At 48.8% G+C, this 21,559-nt stretch carries 20 protein-coding genes and 1 tRNA gene; 14 read left to right on the top strand and 7 right to left on the bottom strand.

What is annotated here, in order from left to right; genetic code table 11:
* Window positions 1–37 precede the first annotated feature (37 nt).
* From PPG34_RS13200 to PPG34_RS13185, 4 genes are all read right to left on the bottom strand, one after another.
* Window positions 38–340, bottom strand: a complete 303-nt coding sequence (locus PPG34_RS13200) for an STAS-like domain-containing protein (protein WP_313833878.1) — start codon at window positions 338–340, stop codon at window positions 38–40.
* Window positions 330–1,202 carry a hypothetical protein gene (locus tag PPG34_RS13195; protein ID WP_313833877.1) on the bottom strand — a complete coding sequence of 291 codons (873 nt, stop codon included), beginning with the start codon at window positions 1,200–1,202 and terminating at the stop codon, window positions 330–332. The genes PPG34_RS13200 and PPG34_RS13195 overlap by 11 nt, the downstream gene beginning before the upstream one ends.
* 219 nt (window positions 1,203–1,421) lie before the next feature.
* Complete coding sequence (gene uvrC, locus PPG34_RS13190; protein ID WP_313833876.1) at window positions 1,422–3,149, bottom strand: excinuclease ABC subunit UvrC; 1,728 nt, start codon at window positions 3,147–3,149, stop codon at window positions 1,422–1,424.
* A gap of 111 nt (window positions 3,150–3,260) precedes the next feature.
* The gene (locus PPG34_RS13185; protein WP_313833874.1) at window positions 3,261–3,659 is read right to left on the bottom strand and encodes a VOC family protein; all 399 of its coding nucleotides are present in this window, start codon (window positions 3,657–3,659) and stop codon (window positions 3,261–3,263) included.
* Between the two features lie 261 nt (window positions 3,660–3,920).
* Here PPG34_RS13185 and PPG34_RS13180 point away from each other — a divergent pair, with 261 nt between their 5' ends.
* The 4 genes from PPG34_RS13180 (at window position 3,921) to PPG34_RS13165 (ending at window position 9,725) form a co-directional block, all read left to right on the top strand.
* A complete protein-coding gene (locus tag PPG34_RS13180; RefSeq protein WP_313833873.1) occupies window positions 3,921–5,345 on the top strand; it encodes an OmpP1/FadL family transporter in 1,425 nt (474 codons plus the stop codon).
* Window positions 5,346–5,425: 80 nt separating this feature from the next.
* The gene (locus PPG34_RS13175; RefSeq protein ID WP_313833871.1) at window positions 5,426–7,759 is read left to right on the top strand and encodes a sensor histidine kinase; all 2,334 of its coding nucleotides are present in this window, start codon (window positions 5,426–5,428) and stop codon (window positions 7,757–7,759) included.
* Window positions 7,760–8,352: 593 nt separating this feature from the next.
* Complete coding sequence (locus PPG34_RS13170) at window positions 8,353–9,213, top strand: shikimate dehydrogenase (RefSeq protein ID WP_313833869.1); 861 nt, start codon at window positions 8,353–8,355, stop codon at window positions 9,211–9,213.
* Window positions 9,210–9,725, top strand: coding sequence for a shikimate kinase (locus tag PPG34_RS13165; protein WP_313833867.1), 516 nt, complete (start codon window positions 9,210–9,212; stop codon window positions 9,723–9,725). Before PPG34_RS13170 ends, PPG34_RS13165 begins: the two co-directional genes overlap by 4 nt.
* Window positions 9,726–9,736: 11 nt before the next feature.
* Here the strand turns inward: PPG34_RS13165 and PPG34_RS13160 are convergent, their stop codons facing one another.
* Window positions 9,737–10,069: an STAS domain-containing protein gene (locus PPG34_RS13160; protein ID WP_313833865.1), complete on the bottom strand. Its 333-nt coding sequence runs from the start codon at window positions 10,067–10,069 to the stop codon at window positions 9,737–9,739.
* A gap of 130 nt (window positions 10,070–10,199) precedes the next feature.
* Here PPG34_RS13160 and PPG34_RS13155 point away from each other — a divergent pair, with 130 nt between their 5' ends.
* The 9 genes from PPG34_RS13155 (at window position 10,200) to PPG34_RS13115 (ending at window position 19,447) form a co-directional block, all read left to right on the top strand.
* The gene (locus tag PPG34_RS13155; RefSeq protein ID WP_313833863.1) at window positions 10,200–10,694 is read left to right on the top strand and encodes an MEKHLA domain-containing protein; all 495 of its coding nucleotides are present in this window, start codon (window positions 10,200–10,202) and stop codon (window positions 10,692–10,694) included.
* 173 nt (window positions 10,695–10,867) lie between these two features.
* On the top strand, window positions 10,868–11,914 hold the full coding sequence (gene glk, locus PPG34_RS13150) for a glucokinase (protein ID WP_313833861.1): 1,047 nt from the start codon (window positions 10,868–10,870) through the stop codon (window positions 11,912–11,914).
* 18 nt (window positions 11,915–11,932) lie between these two features.
* The gene (gene rpiA / locus PPG34_RS13145; protein ID WP_313833859.1) at window positions 11,933–12,625 is read left to right on the top strand and encodes a ribose-5-phosphate isomerase RpiA; all 693 of its coding nucleotides are present in this window, start codon (window positions 11,933–11,935) and stop codon (window positions 12,623–12,625) included.
* A 201-nt stretch (window positions 12,626–12,826) separates the two neighbouring features.
* A complete protein-coding gene (locus PPG34_RS13140) occupies window positions 12,827–14,353 on the top strand; it encodes a DegQ family serine endoprotease (protein WP_313833858.1) in 1,527 nt (508 codons plus the stop codon).
* Window positions 14,354–14,539: 186 nt separating this feature from the next.
* Window positions 14,540–14,617, top strand: a tRNA-Glu gene (locus PPG34_RS13135).
* Between the two features lie 250 nt (window positions 14,618–14,867).
* On the top strand, window positions 14,868–15,971 hold the full coding sequence (locus PPG34_RS13130; RefSeq protein ID WP_313833857.1) for a deoxyhypusine synthase family protein: 1,104 nt from the start codon (window positions 14,868–14,870) through the stop codon (window positions 15,969–15,971).
* A 76-nt stretch (window positions 15,972–16,047) separates the two neighbouring features.
* Window positions 16,048–16,710 carry a DsbA family protein gene (locus PPG34_RS13125; protein WP_313833854.1) on the top strand — a complete coding sequence of 221 codons (663 nt, stop codon included), beginning with the start codon at window positions 16,048–16,050 and terminating at the stop codon, window positions 16,708–16,710.
* A gap of 432 nt (window positions 16,711–17,142) precedes the next feature.
* Window positions 17,143–18,576, top strand: coding sequence for an aldehyde dehydrogenase family protein (locus tag PPG34_RS13120; RefSeq protein WP_313833853.1), 1,434 nt, complete (start codon window positions 17,143–17,145; stop codon window positions 18,574–18,576).
* A gap of 283 nt (window positions 18,577–18,859) precedes the next feature.
* Window positions 18,860–19,447: a pyruvoyl-dependent arginine decarboxylase gene (locus PPG34_RS13115; protein WP_313833851.1), complete on the top strand. Its 588-nt coding sequence runs from the start codon at window positions 18,860–18,862 to the stop codon at window positions 19,445–19,447.
* Between the two features lie 42 nt (window positions 19,448–19,489).
* Here PPG34_RS13115 and xth read toward each other — a convergent pair whose 3' ends face one another.
* Window positions 19,490–20,263: an exodeoxyribonuclease III gene (gene xth, locus PPG34_RS13110; protein WP_313833849.1), complete on the bottom strand. Its 774-nt coding sequence runs from the start codon at window positions 20,261–20,263 to the stop codon at window positions 19,490–19,492.
* A gap of 83 nt (window positions 20,264–20,346) precedes the next feature.
* Between xth and PPG34_RS13105 the strand changes: the two genes are divergently transcribed.
* Window positions 20,347–20,955 carry a hypothetical protein gene (locus tag PPG34_RS13105; RefSeq protein ID WP_313833847.1) on the top strand — a complete coding sequence of 203 codons (609 nt, stop codon included), beginning with the start codon at window positions 20,347–20,349 and terminating at the stop codon, window positions 20,953–20,955.
* 3 nt (window positions 20,956–20,958) lie between these two features.
* Here the strand turns inward: PPG34_RS13105 and PPG34_RS13100 are convergent, their stop codons facing one another.
* Entirely contained in the window at window positions 20,959–21,531 is a 573-nt protein-coding gene (locus PPG34_RS13100; RefSeq protein ID WP_313833845.1) for a DUF2726 domain-containing protein, read from the bottom strand.
* Window positions 21,532–21,559: the final 28 nt, after the last annotated feature.

Below are 21,559 nucleotides of genomic sequence, written 5' to 3'. Positions count from 1 at the left end.
AAGAAAATTAGGCCTGCAGGAATGATAGTAGAAATTTTTAGATTGGTTGATAGTCTCGGATTTCTTTGGCCTCTTTGATCATCCGATTCAAAACAAAGCGATCAACTTTTTTCATGCCTGTTATAAAAAGGTGACTAATGAGGAAATCGGCACCGAATTTATGGAAGAGTTTGGAAATAGCTGCGTTTAAGAATGAGGAGGATAGTAAAGCAACGCCACTAAAGTCTAAGACTATTGACTGCTTCTCTAAAAGAAGAGGGCATACTACATTGTAAAGTAATTCACCTTCATCATACTGGCCACAGTATGGACCCGTTATTTCTTTAACATTAATGATCATCTGAAAAAATACTTGAAAGTACTCCAAGGTTATCAATGCTTATGTTAATACAACTTCCAGGTAAGTCAAACGGAATTTTGGTTTTCGCAAGAACTCCATCCATATTTTGACTCCAGAAACCGTTACCTGAAGTAATTTCAAGTTTGCCACCACAGGTTTCTAGAAATCCGCTTAGAATCCATAATCCGGATCCTCCGTGTCTTTCTGTTTTACTTGTTACTCCTTCCCCAACAGCATGTTCTATTGCATCAACTTCGGATTCCAGATGTGGAAAAGCTGGCTTTAAAGTGCTAAGAAATCCGACCCCCAAATCAAGTACCGAAATTATCAATCGTTTTTCACGTGGATAGGCTTGAGCACAACTAAAACAACCAATTGGGGATTTACTGTGGTCAAAGACGTTATTGATTACTTCTACAAATGGTGTATTCACTATCGCCCTTGCAATTTCAAGGTCAATAGGACAATTCGAGTAAAGCCAATCTCCTAATTTTTCAAAATAAGAATAGTCCAAATACTCTAACCTTTTAATAGCCACACTTGTACTTAAAGGTTCATAGGTAACATTAGCGCCTAGATGAGGGACTCTAAAATAGTCAAAAAACCCTTGGTTTTTCATATATTCTACGACCTTTGGGTTCTTGGGCAGGGTTAAATAGACATTCTCTGGATTTTCCCTTAAGAATTCATAAATAAAACTAGCCAACAAATTTAGCCCAAAAGGCCTAAAAAACCCAACATCCCCGCACTCAAAGATTATTCTATCTCCGGGGTTTTTCTTGGTTTCGTAATATAACTCCACAGTCGTTCTGTAAATATTAATGTCATTTTGGCATTGGCGAGGAAAAGAAATTAATGGCATTACCAAACTCGTTATTTTTATTCAGCTATATCAGATATAAACGTAGATAAAAAAATGAGGAGATAAGAGGTCAGGTATGAGTATTGACTTTTATATTCCACATCGCCCCAACCTCTTGCCCAAAAGCCAAGCAACGAAGGTTCAAGTCTTGCCTCACCATATACCTGGAAAGTAACAAAAATCTATGAGAAAGGAGATTATCTTGTCGATAATCTTTGATCATGTCGGCGCAGTGGACGGTCTTGTTTCTCTTGTTCGTTTTTGGCTATTCGTTTTTGATGGCATTACCAATGCCTGTCCTCGGAGTTTGCGGTGGTAGGTGATGGCGAAGCGGTGGGCTTCGTCGCGGATACGTTGGACGAGGTGAGAGGCCAATGATGTGGGAGAGAGAATCAGTGGTTCACGAACACCAGGAGTATAAATGCGTTCTTCTTTTTCGCCTTTGGCTTTGGCTAACCCGACAATGGGCACATGTTTCAGGCCCAAGTCCCTGAGCGCATCCATGGCTGCGCCAAGTTGCCCTATCCCCCCGTCGATTAAGATTAAATCTGGAAAGGGCAGACCTTTTTCTTCGTTCACGCTGAGTGATCCGCCATACCGCCGTTTCACAACTTCGTGCATGCTGGCAAAATCATTGGCCCCTTCGACGGTTTTGACTTTGAAGCGCCGGTAGTCGGCTTTTTTCATTTTTCCATCTTCCCACACCACCATGGAGGCCACTGAATTCGTGCCCATGGTATTGGAAATATCAAACCCTTCAATACGGCCTAAAGGATTCGGGAGATGTAGCAGTTGTTGCAACGCCTTGGCTTCTTGCTCTTCAACGACTCCTTTGCGTAAGTGTTCGGCAATTGCCGCGACGGCGTTTTCCGTCGCAAGTTGTAAGAGCTGATGTTTCACCCCCCGCTCGGGGGTGAGGATTCGCACGGATTGTTCCTTCTTGACGGACAACCATTGCTGCATCACCTCACGATCTCCCAACCTCGTCGGGATCAGCACTTCCTTCGGCGGGACCAGATCCTTATTATAAAACTGTTCTATGGCCGACCGTATGAGCTCTTCGTCCGATGATTCCTTCGTATCCGCCCAATAAAAATCCTTGCGGCCAATCAGCTGCCCGCCGCGAACAAACAGCAACTGCAAGTCCGCCGCCGGCCCCATGCGGGCCAGGCCCATTACGTCTTGATCCACCGGACCAATTTGCGCGATGCGTTGTTTTTCCAGCGTTTTGGCAATATTCGCCATGCGATCCCGTAAGCGTGCGGCTTCTTCAAACTCTTCTCGATTCGACGCCGCCTCCATCTCCGCCCGCAACCCATCCAATAATTCCTTATCCCGTCCCTCTAAGAAATAGCGAACCTGTTGAACAATCCGATGATAGTCTTCCTGGGATTGGTGGCCGGTGCATGGGGCCATGCAGCGTTTGATTTCAAATTCGATGCAGGCTCGGTCGGCCGTGCCATCAATATCGATTTTGCAGGTTGCCAAGGGAAAAACTTTTTTGATGATTTTTAACGTGTCCCGCAATGCCCCGGTCGGCACATAGGGACCAAAATACATTGCGCCGTCGTGCTTCACGCGACGCACAATGGACAACCGAGGAAAATTGTCTTTCACCGGAAGTCGGAGATAGGGGTAATGTTTATCGTCTCGCAGCACGACATTAAACCGTGGGCGATGACGCTTCACCATATTGCTTTCGAGCAAGAGGGCCTCTAATTCCGATTTGGTGACGATGGTTTCGATGTCCTGTACGAGCCCAACCAGCACGCGCGTCTTGGGACTTTGGTCGGCTCCTTTCTGAAAGTAGGATCGCACGCGATCGGTTAACACTCGTGCCTTGCCGATGTATAAGATTTCGCCCTTCTTCCCTTTCATGAGGTACACCCCAGGCTTCTTTGGAAGATGGTCTAAGGTGGACTGAAGCGAGGTAGCCAGTTCGGACATTTGTCTATGTTTCATTAGGATTGATGGGTAGAGAATGAATCGCAGCTCGTATTTTGTATTTCGGATCTCGAAAAAAACGAAATACGAGATGCGAAATACGTTTCACGGTTTTTAGACGATGGCCGTGCCGGGCGGTCGCTCAATCAACTCCACTTCATACCCATCCGGCGCGTCGATAAAAATGAAACGGCTGCCAGATGAACTTTGGGTTGGGCCATCGGTAATCGGCACATTTTTCTTTTGAAGATCGGCAATGGTTTGGTCGAGGTTGTCGACTTCAAACGCCAAGTGCACAAGATCTTCTTGCACCGACACCGGCCCACTCGCCGGGAAGCTACACAGTTCGATCAGCTCCTCACTATTGGGAACCGCCATAAACGCTAAGTGCGATCCGCGGGGAGACACTTTGCGTTCAAGCACTTCAAGTCCCAAGACATTTTGATAAAACACAATGGTTTCATCCATATCGCTTACCCGCATTCGGGTATGAAGTAATTTTTTCACTTTCATACGGTCGGGTCCTTCCTCGATAAACGCGCCGATGCACCTGACAAATGACTCAGAAAAAATTTTATTGTACTGGAGGATTTCCCTCTCAACAAGAAATACTCATCCCCTCGACTTTCTGTTGGAATTGACCTACGCATGTATTGCGTGGCCTTTCGAGTTCGCGTAGACTGGTGCGCTTACTTAGTGGAATTATCATAGATCAATAACGTTCTACCACCTCTGCCCCACGAGCAATCAGGAAGACTGCTGAAAAGTAGAGTCATGATGACGCCTTTAAATGTACCCTCCGGTTCCTTATTTATACCAGGTTTGGTTCTGGCCTTTTTGTTGATGGGGACGAACTCCACTGTACAGGCGGAAGCCTTTCGTATTCTTGACCAAAGTGCGGCCGCTATGGGACAGGGCACCGCATTTGCGGCGCAGGCAGACGAACCTTCAGCGGTATATTTCAATCCTGCAGCCATGTCCCAGCTTCCAGGCATCCAACTGACGGTAGGGACATTATTAGTCGGAGGCACGATTGATTATATCTCCCCCACGGGGACCATGGTTGAAGGAGACTTTGGATCGGCTATTGCAAATCCGCCTCCCTCGAATTTTTTTGTAACTGCGAATCTTGGTGATCTTGGATTTGCATCACTCCAGCACATCACGCTCGGGTTTGGAATCAACTCGCCATTCGGAAATCTCACCGACTATCCGACGGGAGGCCCACTTGGCCAAGTGCTGACCTCCTCAGCTTCTCCGCTGATTGATTTCAAACCAACGGTGGCTATCGAACTGAATGAATTTCTGTCTGTTGGCTTCGGGGTGGACATTTATACATTTTCTGATTTGGTGGGCGAAGGACATGTGGAGTTTCAGCAAACCGCAGGACCGGAATTCACGGGAGTATTAAGCGCATTGGCTTCACCAGGAGAACGAATCGAATTGAATGGAATCGATACAACACTCGGGTATAATTTTAGCTTCCTTCTCACGCCATACCGTAATGATCAAGGAAAGCCTCTCCTGAATTTTGGGGTGGTGTATCGAAGTCAGGCTGGGCTAGATTTAGAAGGACAATTTATTAATCACACAAGAGGTTCAACATTGGATGCCAAAGCCACCTTGAACCTCCCCCAAGTCATGACCGCAGCTTTGGCGGTGTGGCCCATTCGCAATGCTCAGCGGGAATGGAAAGTCGAGTTTGATTTTGATTACGTGGATTGGACTTCATTTCATAACCTGGATATTACCCTCTCTAATGGCATTGTCCTTCCCAAACCCAGAAATTGGAAACCGGCCCATATTTTTATGCTTGGGACTGAATATAAGCTTTTTAATCCAGTCCAACTTCCCCACTGGGACGTGGCTTTCCGAACGGGCTACGTATTCTCCGATAGCCCAGTCCCCGAAACCACCTTTAAGCCGGATGTCCCGGATTCCAACTATCACGCCTATTCCATAGGCTTCGGAGTCTTGTGCTCTGGACGCGGCATGTTTCTGGGATTCATTCGTTGTGGGAATGATGGGACAACATTTCTCGGCACGACAGCCATTGGGATTGATCTTGCCTATCAGGCCATCGTGTATCAACAACGCGGCATTAGCAACAATGACGATTCCAGAGTTAATGGGACGTGGGATACGATTATTCACGTGGGTGCCCTCAACCTCCGAACTAATTTCGATCTCGCCCGGTAACTCTAGCTTTTTTCTCTTCGTTTTCCCTCCTTTTTCGCCACCATCTTCAGGGGCGCTTGCTCCAGTCCGAATCATGTAGCATGGATTCGCTGTATCCCAAATCTCATCGCATCTTGGACCGTGGATCGATGGCGTTTCAACCCTTTGGCAAACAGCCAGACGGCCATCATATTCGGGATGTCAGCGGTGTAACCGTACGAGCCAACGTCGAATTTTTAGAAGAGCTGGTCAATCGGACCCAAAGCCCACCTGCCGGTTCCCAAGCTGTAGAGGAGCTTATCCGCCGATTGAATGCCTGCATCCCCGATCCCACATATCATGTCACCCAAGATTTTCTGCGCAACCCTTGGAATAGCTACTCATACGAGTTTGTCATTTTTCTTGCTGAATTTTGCGTGCTGTTAAGTGGACAGGACGATTTTCAAATCAAGCTCGGGCAAGAAAAGTTACTTTCGCCTCTGGTACAAGTGCTGGGTCGCCCATTTTCGATTTCCCAAATCTATGCCATGTTTCCCCATTTTGCAGAAAAGTTTGGCCGTGGGGCACTTAAACCGGAAGCTGTCTCGTCCAAAAACGGCTCTGCCATTTTGCGATTGCACCTGAGCGAAAAAACCGCCCAACAATTTGGGCCCTATCGAAATGGGAGCGCGGAGCGAATCTGCCAATCCGCCAAGCATGCCCTCGCGCAAATCCCCTCCCAAATGTTCGGGCTCCAACCAGCCACCATCATCGAACCTTGCTGTATGGCTGATGGGGCTGATTATTGCGAATGGCATTTGAGCTGGAAACCCCAGCCATCAAGCTATTGGCTTTGGCCACTAGCCGGCCTCATGGTCAGCCTCGGGGTGTTTAGTTGGTTCTCGCTCAGCGCGACCAATTTGTCCGTCACTGCCGCCATATTGTTGGCCTCAATTCCTACGGTGCTATTTTGGGTAGCTGGTCTGGCGCAAAGAGACCGGCAGGCTATCACGGAACAGCGGCATGTGATTCAGGAACAATTGGCATCGGTGGAATCCCAGCACGAAGCCCTGCGGGAAGCGTATCTCGAACAAGAACAGACCAACATCGACCTCCAACGAAAGATCCGCGAACAGACGATGTTTCGGGATATCGCCTCCCGGCTGAGCGCCACACTCGATCAACAGGGCGTGGTTCACATTGGGCTCAATAGCCTTACTCAGGATTTACTCTACGATCGGGCCATGATTATGCGGTTTGATTCCACTCGACAGATCATTTCTCATGCACAGGGTCAAGGGGTTTCCGAGGAACTTGTCGAGGAGGTCCTTTCTATGGACATGCCGATTTCCGACCCTGATAGCCTAGAAGGAAAGATATTTCTTCACGGAGAACCCACCTTAGTCAATGATGTGCCCACACTGTGGCACTCGCTCCACCCCTTGACTCAACAATTGGTCACGGCCAAACAAACCCAACGATTAATTCTCGTGCCTTTGCGATTTCAGGGTACGATCATCGGGGGTTTAGCCGCCGCTCGGACCAGTACCAACCCGCTGACCCAAGACGATATGTCCATTGTTATGACGGTCGGGAACCACATCGCGCTCGCCCTTCAAAATGCGCTGGCCTATGCTGACCTCCAAACCTTGAATCAACAACTCGAGGCCAAGGTCCAAGAACGGACATTTGATCTTGAACAAGCCAATCGCCACCTCGAAAACATTAACGAACGTCTCTCGGAATTAAACGAAACAAAGTCCCGTTTTGTCGCACATTGCTCGCATGAACTGCGAACGCCACTGGCCTCGATCAAGGGATTTTCGGAAAATTTATTATCCGGATTTGGTGGTCCCTTGACCATCAAACAAGAAACCTCCCTAAAACGTATCCAGGCCAATGCTGACCGTTTAGCCCGCATGATCGCCAATCTCCTCGACTTGTCACAAATCGAAGCTGGAAAGCTACAACTAAACCTGAGTGAATGTGATCTCACGGCCCTCGCCCGAGAGGTCGTCGACCATTACTTCCCCCTGGCCAAGGCCAAGAATCAGCAAATTGACGTTCAGGGGCCAAACCAACCGGTCAACATTTTTGCCGATTCAGACCGAATCATGCAGATTTTGCTCAACCTTCTGCACAATGCGAGTAAGTTTACGCCAGAGAGCGGCTCCATTTTGATCACCACCGAACAGTCATCCTCGAATCAAGCCGAAGTCTCCATTTCTGATTCGGGACCAGGGATTCCGGAAGAGGCGTTATCAAAATTGTTCGATCCATTTTTCCAGGCTCACCGCGATCGTGAAATGGGCACGAAAGGGTTAGGGCTCGGATTGGCCATCGTGCAACACTTGGTGAGTCTACACGATGGATCCATTCATGCGGAAAACCATCAACCTCATGGCGCCACGTTTCACGTGCTATTTCCTTGCCAGCCATCTTCCAGGCACACCTGAAATTCTTTCGCCGTCCGTCTTCCATTTCATCATGAGCCACAAATTCAGTACCAGCATTTTTTGCGACGCTCTCGTATTTTTTGTTGACCTGTGAGTGACAACACATGCAAGGAAAAATTCCTCACCTTCTATTAAGTAGATCGCCGTACATGCCGATAAGCCGGGGAAAGTAGTACAGGTCATTTATTTCATGAAGGGAGGTGATTTCATGCCAGCAGCAAAGAAACCAGCAAAGAAAGCCACAGCGCGTGCGAAAAAAGCTCCGGCCCGCAAACCAGCTTCTCGGGCTAAGCGTCGCTAAACTCTCATGAGGTAGAATTACCTTATGACTCAGGCCGGGGAATGGTGCATACCTTCCCCGGCCATTTTTTTATCCTACCCGACATGTGCTTTCACATCCTTAAATTTTTTCCTCCTTGGCTTACCAAGGTAACCACACGAATTCCGCCTTGCGTGCCCAAGCCGTAAGAGTGACAAAACACCAGAACCCACCCCACCCGTTGAGTTTCATTCCTTAGGTATGTGATAAATGCCGGAGCAGCCTATCGGCCTCTGCGGGCCAATTGGGATCTCTGGAAGGGGATGTAATTCGCATGACCATCAATACGCAAACCCAACTGTGTGGAGTTCTTGGAAATCCCGTTGAACATTCTTTGTCACCCGCCATTCACAATGCTGCCTTTCAACACCTTGGGCTGAACTATGTGTATCTCGCTTTTCCGGTAAAGCCAGAACAGGTAAAGGAAGCCATTCAGGGCATCCGTGCCTTGGGAAATCTTCGGGGGTTCAGTGTCACAATTCCCCATAAAGTCTCGGCGATGAGTGTTCTTGATGAAATTGACGACACAGCCAAACATATTGGCGCGATTAACACCATCGTGAAAACGGATCAGACCTTAACCGGGTATAACACCGACGCTTCAGGAGCGTTACAAGCCCTTCGCCAAGCTCACGTGACATTGGCCGGAAAGCATGTGCTCATCATCGGCACTGGCGGCGCCGCCCGAGCTATTGCCTTTGGCCTTGCTCTTCATGAGCCCATTACAAGCATGACGCTCTTGGGAATTCTTGATGAAGAACGAACTGCTCTTGCGGCAGACCTTCGTAAGGGGAGCTCAGTTCCGATTACCGATGCTCCAATTAACCAAGAAACCTTAGTATCCGCTATTGAACAGTCGCAGGTGCTCATACATTGCACCCCATTGGGCATGCACCCCAAAGTTGATGGAACCTGTATCCAAAAGGTTCTCCTCAAACCCCATCTAACCGTCATGGATATTGTCTATAATCCCCGTGAAACTCGTCTTTTGCGTGAGGCTCGAGAAATTGGATGCTCGACCATTCCTGGGCTGGAAATGTTTCTCCATCAAGCAGTAGCTCAATTTGAACTTTGGACCAAACAATCAGCACCCATCAATGTCATGCGAAAGATTTTAGAGGCTCAGTTTTCATGAACCTCATCCTCATTGGATACCGAGGCACTGGGAAAAGCACCGTGGCACGATTGCTCGCCTCACGACTAGGTTGGCAAACCGTATCCACTGACGCCCGTATTGTGGAACGCGCACAGCTTTACATCCCCGATATTGTCGCCCAATTCGGATGGGATCACTTCCGTGACTTGGAAACCACAGTGTGCCAGGAACTGAAAGGAAAAGATCACCTGATCATTGATACCGGAGGAGGCGCTATTTTGAGGGAGGCCAATGTAGAAGCGTTAAAGCCCGGGGGTATGATGTGCTGGTTAACTGCCTCCATCGAAACTATTAGCCAACGGATTGCCGGGAATGCTCAACGCCCATCATTAACAAGCGGAAAGACCTTCATTGAGGAAATCGAAGAAGTGTTAGCGAAACGCACGCCGAAATATGAGGCCGCAGCCGATTTTATCGTGGAGACCGACAGAAGGTCGGCTGAACAGATCGCCGATCAAATACTAGCCGAATTTCGACGTCGACAGGGATAAGGTCGCAAAGACTATCCTACCAGCAACGCCTCTTCTTCGACGGTGTGGATAGGAATGATACTGGTCAAATTCGCCCGTTCCAACAAATTCTGCACATGGGGCAATGGATTCACAATGCTGAGGGCACCGTCCACAGCCATCAATTTTTGATGAGCCAGATGGATCGCCCCCAAGCCAGCGCTATCCAAAAAGGAAACTTGCTCAAGATTTAAAATGAGGTGCTGCCCTCTCAGGTCTTGGACTCGTTCCAACGCCACAAAAAATTTCGGAGTGGCTTGGAACTCAAACCGGCCGGATAAATCAAAGATCAATGCATCTTCCATTTGACGTTCAACAATATTCATGGAAATCGCCCTCCCCTTTGTGCGCAACACCATTCATCATGAATGGCCTGCCTACTAGAACTCTTCGGAGATTCGATGGCAATTCTTTAACCGTTATTATCCACAATGTTTTGTTTCTTGAGATGAGGCAATGAAATTGAACACCGACAATATTGCCCCGCCATGGCTGGGAAACGACATTCTTCCCTGGATAGGCCTACTTCTTGATAGTTATGTCCATTGGACCGGGAAGGAATTACTGGACCGACAGGGCACCCTCCTCGATCAAGCCCATCGCCTATTTGATGCCCCCTTTGTCGTAGCTTCCCATGGGAATGAATTCGATCCCATTTTGAACTATGGAAATGCCCAAGCTCTCAAGCTTTGGGAAATGGACTGGCCAGAATTCGTGGCCACCCCCTCACGCCTCACCGCAGAACCGATGAATCGAGTGGAACGAAGCCGGATGCTTCAGGAAGCCGGCACCCATGGAGTTATCCACAATTACCAAGGAGTACGTATATCCAAAACCGGAAGGCGGTTTCTCGTTGAACAGGCAACCGTCTGGAATGTGATTGATCTCCATCAACACAAAGTAGGACAAGCCGCCACCTTTTCAAAGTGGACCACAATGTCAACAGGTTAAAGTGGGCTACCTGCTCAACCCTAGTCGCTTGAAAAACGACTCTGAGCCTCCCATCGTTGCAAACTCTGACTCCGTTCTTTTAATGTGAAAATCAGCTATTGTGCTCATTTGGCTCAGATTAAGTTCCCCCCTGCGAGCTTTTTTCCTTCTCCGGGTTCCATGAAAGGTTGTCTATGATTCTGGCAGGAGACATTGGCGGAACAAAAACGTATCTTGCCCTCTATCAATGGAAGCAGGACCGCGTCGATTCCGTCCGTGAAGAAAAATTTTATAATGCCGATTTCGAATCCTTTGAGGAAATCCTCAGTGAATTCCTCAATCCTCCTGAAGAACCCATAGATTCGGATGAGTTCGAGGATGATCCTGATTCAGAACAGGCCTCTGGCCTCCCCGATGAACCCATTGAAGCTGCCTGTTTTGGCGTCGCTGGGCCTATTACCGACAATCGTTGCCGCGCAACGAATTTACCCTGGGTCATTGATGGGAACGCCCTCGCCTCGCACCTGAGAATTCCGAAGGTTCAACTGCTGAATGATGTAGAAGCCATGGCTCATGGCATTCTCGTCCTCAGACCCGACGAGACGGAACTGGTCAATGGCCAAGCCACGCCAACCGGAACCAAAGTGCTAATTGCTCCTGGCACCGGATTGGGGGAAAGTATTCTGTATTGGGATGGAGACCGTTATCATCCAATGGCCTCCGAAGGAGGCCATGCCAGTTTCGCTCCAACTAGCGATTTAGAAATCGATTTATTGCGCTATATTCGCACGAATTTCCTCCATGTCAGCGTCGAGCGAGTCCTTTCTGGAGAGGGACTGTATTTGATTTATCAGTTTCTTCGCGACACAAAAAAAAATGAACCCACTTGGTTTGCAGAACAGCTTCCCACCGGGAACCCACCAGCTCTAATTTCAGAAGCCGCATTGAAGGGAAAGCCAGAAATTTGCGTTCAAGCAATGGAGCTCTTCGTGGCTATCCTGGGAAGCGAAGCTGGCAATTTGGCCTTGAAGGCTCTCTCCCGCGGTGGGATCTATTTGGGAGGGGGAATTGTTCCACGCATTGTGCCCTTGTTAAAAGACAAACGGTTTACTCAATCCTTCATTGCGAAAGGGCGGTTTAAACGGTTACTGGAAGCCCTTCCGGTCCATGTTATTCTCAATGATCAAGCAGGCCTACTTGGGTCCGCTTCGGTTGCCGCGCAACTGGCCCGCGCATCGTAACCTATTCAGGAAATTCCCGTGACTCCAAACCAAGAAGATGGAAAACGGGCCGCCGGAGAAGCGGCTCTCCAATATGTCCAAGATGGCGCGCTCGTTGGCCTTGGCACGGGTTCCACGGTGAAATATTTCCTGTTGGCACTCGGAGAAAAGGTCAAATCTGGGTTTCGTATTCAAGGAATTCCCACGTCTCAAGATACCGCTCGCCTCGCGAATGAATTGAACATTCCCCTGCTGCCCTATGAAAGCAATTGGGAACTCGATGTGGCGGTGGACGGCGCCGATCAAGTCGACCCTCAATTTCAACTGATCAAAGGCGGTGGAGGCGCCTTATTACGCGAAAAAATCGTTGCGGCGGCCGCACGTCAATTCATCGTCATTGTGGACGAAGCCAAATGGGTTCCCGTATTGGGGATGCCCATGCCAGTCCCGGTTGAAGTCATCCCGTTTGGGTGGCCAAATGCCCAACGCCAAATTCGTGCGTTAGGATGGCCCTCCCATCTCAGAAAGAAAAACAACGCGGTCTTCAAAACGGATGAGGGAAATGTAATTTTAGATGTGGAAATCGATCGGATTGAAGATGCCGGCACGGTAGAAGCCCAGCTCAATGGAATTCCCGGAGTGGTGGAGAATGGATTGTTTGTCAATCGAACTTCCCTGGTCGTTATCGGTGGCACCCAAGGGGTGCAAATCAAAAAATGTCCAACCTTCTAGGGTTACTATTCTTACTCATCCACAACCATCCCAACGTGGGAGCCGGAACTTTGGCTTCATACAGGAAATAATGAATGCTACAATATCATCCATGGGGTAAGAAGATTTCTTTTGTTTCAGGCTCCTCAGGTCCACGAACAATCGCCCACCGGCCCCTTTGAGAACTGGAAAGGATGAGTTTCGCTACTTACTGGATTTTCAATGAAACCATTTCCTGAAAGTATTTCAATGCCCATCTGGTTTAGAGGTTTGTTGGCCTGTTTCCTATTGGCCGTAACCGTACAATGCTCTGAAACTCCTCAGGATACGCCGCAAATTTCCAGCTCTACCATCCCGACTGTTCTGCCAACCTCAACTCAAGATCCTATGCCCACGGCCCAACCGGTGGGTGTTCCGTTTCCAGCGAACGAAACCTTTATCCGCGTATCCAAAGCCGCCATGGCCTCCGTGGTGAATATATCCTCAACCCGAAAAAAAGAAGAAACCAGCCAACGCAGTCCCTCCCCATTTTTTGATGATCCTTTATTTCGGCGATTCTTTGGTGAAGAATTTGAACATCGATTTCGACAGCAGGAACCCAGAAGACAGGAACAGGGTTTAGGTTCCGGGGTCATCGTTTCTCAGGACGGCTATATCATCACCAACAATCACGTCGTAGAACAAGCCGATGAATTAATGGTCCTACTCGGAGACAAACGAAAATTTCCAGCGAAGCTCATTGGAACCGATCCCAAGACTGACCTCGCGGTCATCAAAATAGCGGAAAAGGGGCTGCCCACCTTGCAATGGGGAGACTCCCGCAATCTTCAAGTGGGCGAACTTGTCTTGGCCGTGGGTAATCCCTTTGGTCTCAACCAGACGGTCACCATGGGAATTATCAGCGCCATTGGCCGCGCGAATATGGGAATTGTGGACTACGAAGATTTTATTCAAACCGATGCCGCGATCAATCCGGGAAATTCCGGAGGGGCACTCGTCAATCTTCAAGGCCACTTAATCGGAATAAATACCGCGATCTTTTCTCGAACCGGTGGGTATATGGGGATCGGCTTTGCGATTCCGAGCAATATGGTCAAGAACATCATGAATAATCTTGTCAACCATGGAAAGGTGATTCGCGGATGGCTCGGGGTTTCCATTCAAGAACTGAATCCCGAGCTGGCGGAACAATTTGGGTCACCAGATACCGCTGGGGCTTTGGTCGGAGATGTGATTAAAGGAAGTCCGGCGGACGGGGCCGGGGTTCAACGGGGGGACATCATTCGAAAGTACGATGGCCGAGCCGTCAAAGACCCCACCCATCTCCGTTCTCTGGTTGCCGAAACAACACCCGGCGCCCGCGCCTCTGTGACAGTTCTCAGAAATAACGCGACCAAGGAACTTTTGGTATCCATTGAAGAATTACCCAAAAACCTTACCGCTAATCGCAAACCCGCCGAAGATCCGATGAAATCCCATGTGTTGTCCGGGATCAGGGTGGAACCCCTGCCACCTGATCGGGACTCCAACGAGGAAGGGGTTATGATTAGCCATGTCCAACCGGATAGCGCAGCCAATCGCGCCGGACTTCGGCGAGGCGATATTATCTTGGAAATGAATCGAAGCCCAATTCACAATGTTGATGATTTTTACGAAATCTCCGATCACCTTGAAGCTCAAGCCCCAGTGCTCGTCTTGCTGAAGCGCGGCAATGGCACCATCTATTTATCGATAAAACCCAATCCATAATTCCATCAGTGTAGGCCAACTCCTTGAAGATCTGAGTGCCAATAGGACAGCCAAACCTTACCACCTCCACCCAAACCTTCATTGCACTTCCCTTTTGAGGAGTGATAGAGTCCGTTCCTTGGAATAAAGCGGAATGGTCGACACGAATGTGTAACGGGCTCCTCTGAGTATTCAAGACAATGAAAAGGTCCCATCGTCTAGCTTGGCCTAGGACGGCACCCTCTCAAGGTGCAGACACGGGTTCAAATCCCGTTGGGACCACCAGCCTCCGCTCCTTGAGCTTCGGCTGGCAATCCGCGAGAACTTGAAACAGAGGCTATCCACCGAGGCTTTATCCAAGGTGGACTGGTTCAAATACTCTCCACCATTCCTTCTTACATCTTTCGGTATGACAAAACCCAATTGGCTTTACTTACCCCTCGAATTTATAGGTTAGCACTACATTAACTATAACCATTCATAGTCAAGTCAAACGGTTTAATCACTCACGGATTTTTCAAAAGGAAAAGACACCATGAGATCGTTTCATGATGGAGCTAAAGACGGACTCGAAGCGCTGGAAGCGTTAGATCCGTCAACGATTAAATCCTTCTCCGATCTATTACTTGCCATGAAAAAAACCGCCTTCGGCGGACGTCGGCTTGGTGAAGCCTTCGATATTCTCAAGGCCATGATCCACGATCCAGATTGCTTTGTGGTCCTGACCCTGTCCGGGGCCATGACCATTGCCAAAATGGGGAAAATCATTTGTACCATGATCGATCGGGGAATGGTTCAAGCCGTGATTTCTACTGGTGCCCTCATTGCACATGGCATGAGCGAGGCGGTAGGGCAAACCCATTATAAATATCAACCGTCCATGAACGACGTCGATTTGTTTAACAAAGGGTACAACCGCGTCTATGACACCTTGGAGATGGAATTAAACCTGAATCATGTCGAACAGGTGGCGAGGAAAACCTTAAACCGTCTCGATCCCGCACAGCCACTTTCCTCCGAATTACTCACGCGTGAACTGGGCAAAACTCTGGCGGATGAATTTGAAGGGCCAGGCATTCTCAAGAGTGCCTTCCTTAAAAAGGTCCCGGTGTATATTCCGGCGTTTACCGACTCCGAACTGGGACTAGATGTGTCCATTTGGGCTATGAGTAAACATCGCCAAACAGGAGCTAACCCATCAGAAGAAGGGGCCAATGGTCAAGAACTCTGGAATTCTTTGCAGAAAAATCTTCCAGCCTTTAATTCTTTCTTGGACCTGAATAGCTACACCTCCCAATTACTGGGAGCCAAACGGCTTGGTATTTTCACCATTGGCGGGGGTGTGCCACGAAACTGGGCGCAACAGATTCCCCCGTATATTGAAATTCTTAACTTACGGCTTGATACCCACATTAATCCCCCACGATTTCAATACGGAGTCCGGATCTGCCCCGAACCGGATTATTGGGGAGGATTGAGCGGGTGTACCTACCAGGAAGGTATGTCTTGGGGAAAATTCGTGCCCCCTGCAGAAGGAGGTCGTTTTGCTGAAGTGCTGAGTGACGCCACCGTGGTTTGGCCATTATTGCTTATGGGCTTGTTGGATGAGGACGGTTCAAAGGCCAAGGCCACATTGTGACCGGATAACAGATTTCACCTCTTCCCCACCATTATGGCATAATGAAATGACATAGGCCTTAAACATAGGAACCAACATGCTTCCCAATCGTTCCCTCCACATGCTTGTCATAGTAGCTATCATTTTCCTGACTGTCCTTCCGGCAAGTAGTCAGGAAGACACCTTTTTGCTTCGCAAAGATGATCGCGTCCGAGGTAATCAACAGGCCCCCGTGACCCTCTTGGAATATTCCGATTTCACTTGCGGATATTGTGAGAAGTTTTTTGAGGAAACCTGGCCATTGCTGTTTTCGGAGTACATCCAAACAGGCAAACTCCGGCTGATTTATCGAGATTTCCCGAGATCCACCAGCGGCCCGAGCATCGATACAGCCATGGCTGCCCGTTGTGCGGGAGAGCAGGGGCAATATTGGTCCATGCATGATCAATTATTTTCCAGTAATCGAAAATTTTCCTCAGAGCAAATTCAGCAGCAAGCTGAAGATTTGCGGCTCAACGTCCGACAATTCAGTGAATGCGTTCAGGCCGAACGATATATGGATTCCATTTATCGGGACCGAATGGAAGGAGGCAGCATCGGAGTTCGTGGGACGCCGCATTTTATTTTGTTTCTCACCCATAACCCGAAGGAGGGGCCTTTCTTAGTAATTCCAGGGGCATTTCCATTTGATGTCTTTCAAGAAAACATTGAAAAACTCTTGGCCCAGGCTAAAACCCAGAAAAGGTCAGACCCTTTATAAGTTGGTTCGAAGAGTACCTGTTTGAACACTTTCGTTTTTGAAAAATCCAAGGGTCTTCCTTATTCTTTACTTTTGTTTTTACGACCGTTAACATTTACAAATCTGAGGCAAATCTTTTAGTAGGTGGTATTTCATGTCAGACACTCAAACATTTTGGACTGTAGATTGTGCGGAAGGGGAACCAGATTTTTTTGTATGCATGGACTGCCTCAACGACGTGTATCGAAGAAAGGTTCCAACGGAATGCTCCAGTTGCGGTGCCATTTCCGCCTTCGAACCATTCACCCTCGATTCGATTAAAGATTGGGGTACCGAAGAACTTATATCCAAGGCGCAAAACGCTTCTTCATGAACAATCATACCGTATCCAGGCTGACTTCCCAAAAGCTGGGTGCGCCATGGCCACCGCAATCTTCCTCGACATAAGCCCCTGTGAAACCACTACCAGGACCAGGTTTTCTAATTGGCACAGAATGGCGTGAGATATCGACTCGCCAATCCGTTCTCAATCCTTACACAGGTAGTCTCGTGGCTGAAGTCTGTCAGGCTCAAGCGCAGGACATTGAAGACGCCATTCAATTGAGTGTTTCCGCATTTTCAACTCTTTCCGAGCTGCCTTCTCATGCGCGAGCCACAGCTCTTTCCACCATCGCGCAACAACTGACCTCTCGCCTCAAAGAATTCGCCCATGTCATGAGCTTGGAATCCGGGAAGCCCATCACTGATGCCAGACGGGAGGTCCAGCGAGCCATTCAGACATTCACTATCGCCAGTGAAGAGGCCAAGCGCCTTCCTGGCGAAACCATTCCGATGGATATAAGCCCCGGCATGGAACCTTACCTGGGTATACTCCGACGAGTATCGATTGGACCCGTTCTCGGCATTACGCCCTTTAATTTTCCTTTGAACTTGGTCGCCCACAAAGTCGCCCCTTGCTTGGCCGTGGGAAATCCCATTCTTCTGAAACCTGCCCCGCAAACCCCATTCACGGCATTACTGTTGGGAGAAATTATTTGCGGTCTGGGACTCCCTCCCGGAACGTTTAGTGTCTTGCCTTGTGAAAACGACCTTGCCGAATCCATGGTGCGTGACCCACGAATCCAAGCACTCAGCTTTACTGGAAGCGCTTCCGTAGGATGGCGCCTCAAAGAGAAGGCTGGGAAAAAACGAGTGGCTCTGGAATTAGGCGGGAATGCCGCCGTCATTATTGAACCTGATGCCAACCTCTCACTGGCGGCTCAGCGTTGCGCGACTGGTGGATTTTCCTACGCGGGCCAGACCTGCATTTCGGTGCAACGGATATATCTTCACCAGGATATCTATGATCCCTTCCTTAAACTTCTCTTGGATCAGATCCGCGCCTTGCCCTGTGGCGACCCTCTTCAAGAATCTACGGTCGTAGGTCCCCTTATCAATCAACAAACGGCCATCCGGGTGGAATCTTGGATTCAAGAGGCGATCAAACAAGGGGCGGAATGTCTGCTCGGCGGAACTCGACAGAATGCCATTGTGGCCCCGACGGTTTTGGCCAATGTCAGTCCCACCATGAAAGTATCTTGCGAGGAAATCTTTGGTCCCGTGGTCACGGTGTCTCGATACCAGGACTTTTCTGAGGTCCTTCGCCGGGTAAACGATTCCCCCTATGGACTTCAAGCTGGCATTTATACTCAAGATATCAATCGTATCTTTCAAGCCTATCGCGAACTCGAAGTTGGCGCGGTTTTGGCGAATGAAATCCCTACCTGGCGTGCCGATCATATGCCCTATGGCGGAGTGAAAGACTCCGGATTAGGCCGAGAGGGTGTTCGATATGCCATGCAAGAACTCACCGAACCCAAACTCTTGGTGTTAAGTTTGCCTCAATAACCCCCGACCAACCCATTGCACCAAAACGTTTGATTTCCTCACTGTTCTTCCTTGAGGAATTATGAAATCTTAATAAATTCCTTGCAGAATTCCTCACAAATTTGCCAATATGCTGCCCGCGTGTTTTTCCCAACCTCAAGGCAGGATAAGAAGTTCATAATATAGCGCAGTCACAAAAAGGGAATGCGTCCTTCTTTGCTAATTGGGCACCTCGGGATAGCCAGATTCACCAATCATCTTTAGACTGCCGTGTGATCTATTACACGAGGAAAATGGAGGAGACGTGGTTCCTACTCACATGTTTCTGACCCGTGGGGTCGGTGTCCATCGAGAAAAACTTGCTTCCTTCGAGGAAGCCCTACGCAGTGCTGGTGTGGCATATTGTAATCTCGTCTGCGTCTCCTCGATATTGCCCCCCAACTGTAAAATTATTCCTCGAAAACGAGGGGAAGAGCTCTTGAATCCCGGAGAAATTACATATTGCGTCATGGCCCGATGCGAAACCAATGAACACAACCGGTTAGTCTCTTCCTCCATTGGCGTCGCCATTCCCGAAGGCCGACACAAAGCCTACGGCTATCTTTCAGAACATCATGCCTATGGCGAAACCGACGAAGAAGCTGGAGAATATACAGAAGATCTCGCCGCGCAAATGTTGGCCACGACCCTCGGCATAAAATTCGATCCCGATGTGGCGTGGAAGGAACGGGAACAAGTCTTTAAAATGGGCGGGAAGATTGTGCGCACCCAGAATATCACGCAGTCAGCCATCGGCAAATCAAATTTGTGGACTACCGTGGTAGCCTTGGCGGTCTTCATCCCTCTCGAAAACATTCCGAACCCAGACCGGTCCCCAAGGAAGAAAAAGTAATTTCTGACCAAACCACACGGACCCCTCAAAAAGGAAATTCCGCTAAATGGCAAACTTCGCCCAAAGAACCGTGTGATCTGAGGGCATCTTGCCTTTCCTTGGCTGGACATCGACTTCGACAGCTGTACATTTTTGAGCCAGGGGTGTTGTGGCCAGAATATGGTCGATTCTCCAACCACGATTGGCCTTTAGGGCATCAGGCTGGCGATAATCCCAAAACGTGTATTGAGGCGTGTCTGGATACAGACGGCGAAACACATCCTCAAATCCCCAATTTAACGTCTTGTGATAGGCATCGCGTGCCTCCTGATGATAACAAACATGCGTGAGATGTTTTTCAGGATGGTGGACATCCATAGGCAAAGGGGCCACATTCATATCTCCACACCATATGATAGGCTGGTGAGGGTCGAAGTGCCGTGAAAAATATCGACGCAACCGGCTAAACCACTGAAGTTTGTATTGATATTTAGGATGATCGATTTTAAACCCCTGAGGAATGTACGTGTTCACAATCACGACCCCTTGGACAACAACATGAAGCAGTCGCGGCCCGTCGCCATTGGGACCTTTATCCAACCCCTCCGAGACAAAATCCGGTGCGGATTTGGTCAGCACTGCCACTCCGTTGTACCCTTTCATTCCACGAAATGTGGCCACATATCCGGAGGATTCGAGGGCAGCCACGGGGAATTCGGAATCTTGGACCTTGGTTTCCTGTAAACACAACACATCGGGAGCATGGGTTTTTAACCAACGCGTGACCGTTGGCAATCGTTTCCTCACTGAGTTCACATTAAAGGTAGCTATTTTCATTTTTTGACTTTCTTGAATGTTTAAGGAATGAATTTTTTGATCGGGAATGTGCAACCATTAGATTTTGTACAACGAAACTGACCATGCTGTTTACGCCTCAGGAAATCTTCCGTCTGACAGATACTGAGTTTTTTCTGGATAAGGCCTCCATTTCAAAAAAAATTCGCCGCCAGTTAGAACAATTCCATCAGACCTATCGACGGGAACTCACCACCCAAGCCCTTATCGTGCCGGATCAATATGGGCCCGATTCCTTCCAACTAGTCAAAGGGGAACATTTAGAAAGCTTTCCCTATCAATACCTGGATTACCCACGGTATTACACACGAGAGGTCAAGTTTGCGTTTCGCACACTTTTTTGGTGGGGCCATCACATTATTTTTGCCCTAATCCTCGAGGGAGGTCACATTCGACGCTATAAAGAAAACTTGGTCAACCGGTTTTCAGATATCGCTGAGCGCGGTGTCTGTCTTTGCCTAGACCATTCCTTGTGGGAGTGGAAACAGGGACCGGGGTATACCTTGGAACTGACCAAGGAACGAAAGCCAGAAGTAGCCGCCGTACTGGCTAATCGACCATTTTTTAAACTCGCGCTCTTCGTACCATTCGATGATCCGACCATTACCTCTGGCGACCTCGACCACACAGCACAACACGCCCTTCGTGCCATGCTTCCCGTCATTTCCCAGTAAACCTTAATCGTCTTCTCTCAATCCAAGGAGCTCCGTTAATTCCGCGGCACTGTAATTTTTGTTCGCCTCCACTCGAATGAAATCAATCTCTGCTTCCTGACAAAGCCCTTTCATTAAGCTGGTCAAGGATGACAAATGACCGCTCTCATTTTCTACGCCAAACATTATGATTTTATTCGGACGCATCGTGCCGGGATGAACCAACACGAAATCCGCGGTGAGTGCCCGGATAGATTTGACAAACTCTCGACGGGCATCTTCATCCTCCGCATTCACCTGCACCAACGTCCGCATGGGTATTTTGGCAAAGACCAACAAAATATCACGGGATACTAAATGGAGCAGGTTAAAGAATTCCATTTCTGATTGGGAGAAAAGAGGCCGTGCCCTGGCGGTCATCGCGCCTGGCCCTGTGGTCTCATTCCCTCCTTGCGTCTCACGCCGCCGACTCCACCATGGCTGTAGCAGATAATAAACAAGAACGAATGTTACAATGGTCAATCCCAACATGAGAACTTGAGACAAAAGCGGGAGTGACTCAATCGATAAGGCTCGAAGGGATTCAGAGGCAGCCACTACAGAAAACCTTTACCTAAAGGGAACA

The organism is Candidatus Nitronereus thalassa (genome assembly GCF_032191465.1).
In the GTDB taxonomy this organism is placed as follows: domain Bacteria; phylum Nitrospirota; class Nitrospiria; order Nitrospirales; family UBA8639; genus Nitronereus; species Nitronereus thalassa.
Note: the sequence above shows the minus strand (reverse complement) of the source record. Positions and strands in the feature narration are given on the sequence as shown.

Bases quoted from the DNA above. Each gene is read 5' to 3' on its own strand.
- PPG34_RS13200 (WP_313833878.1), bottom strand. From the start codon at position 340: ATGATCATTAATGTTAAAGAAATAACGGGTCCATACTGTGGCCAGTAT.
- PPG34_RS13195 (WP_313833877.1), bottom strand. From the start codon at position 1,202: ATGCCATTAATTTCTTTTCCTCGCCAATGCCAAAATGACATTAATATT.
- uvrC (WP_313833876.1), bottom strand. From the start codon at position 3,149: ATGTCCGAACTGGCTACCTCGCTTCAGTCCACCTTAGACCATCTTCCA.
- PPG34_RS13185 (WP_313833874.1), bottom strand. From the start codon at position 3,659: ATGAAAGTGAAAAAATTACTTCATACCCGAATGCGGGTAAGCGATATG.
- PPG34_RS13180 (WP_313833873.1), top strand. From the start codon at position 3,921: ATGATGACGCCTTTAAATGTACCCTCCGGTTCCTTATTTATACCAGGT.
- PPG34_RS13175 (WP_313833871.1), top strand. From the start codon at position 5,426: ATGGATTCGCTGTATCCCAAATCTCATCGCATCTTGGACCGTGGATCG.
- PPG34_RS13170 (WP_313833869.1), top strand. From the start codon at position 8,353: ATGACCATCAATACGCAAACCCAACTGTGTGGAGTTCTTGGAAATCCC.
- PPG34_RS13165 (WP_313833867.1), top strand. From the start codon at position 9,210: ATGAACCTCATCCTCATTGGATACCGAGGCACTGGGAAAAGCACCGTG.
- PPG34_RS13160 (WP_313833865.1), bottom strand. From the start codon at position 10,069: ATGAATATTGTTGAACGTCAAATGGAAGATGCATTGATCTTTGATTTA.
- PPG34_RS13155 (WP_313833863.1), top strand. From the start codon at position 10,200: ATGAAATTGAACACCGACAATATTGCCCCGCCATGGCTGGGAAACGAC.
- glk (WP_313833861.1), top strand. From the start codon at position 10,868: ATGATTCTGGCAGGAGACATTGGCGGAACAAAAACGTATCTTGCCCTC.
- PPG34_RS13140 (WP_313833858.1), top strand. From the start codon at position 12,827: ATGAAACCATTTCCTGAAAGTATTTCAATGCCCATCTGGTTTAGAGGT.
- PPG34_RS13130 (WP_313833857.1), top strand. From the start codon at position 14,868: ATGAGATCGTTTCATGATGGAGCTAAAGACGGACTCGAAGCGCTGGAA.
- PPG34_RS13125 (WP_313833854.1), top strand. From the start codon at position 16,048: ATGCTTCCCAATCGTTCCCTCCACATGCTTGTCATAGTAGCTATCATT.
- xth (WP_313833849.1), bottom strand. From the start codon at position 20,263: ATGAAAATAGCTACCTTTAATGTGAACTCAGTGAGGAAACGATTGCCA.
- PPG34_RS13105 (WP_313833847.1), top strand. From the start codon at position 20,347: ATGCTGTTTACGCCTCAGGAAATCTTCCGTCTGACAGATACTGAGTTT.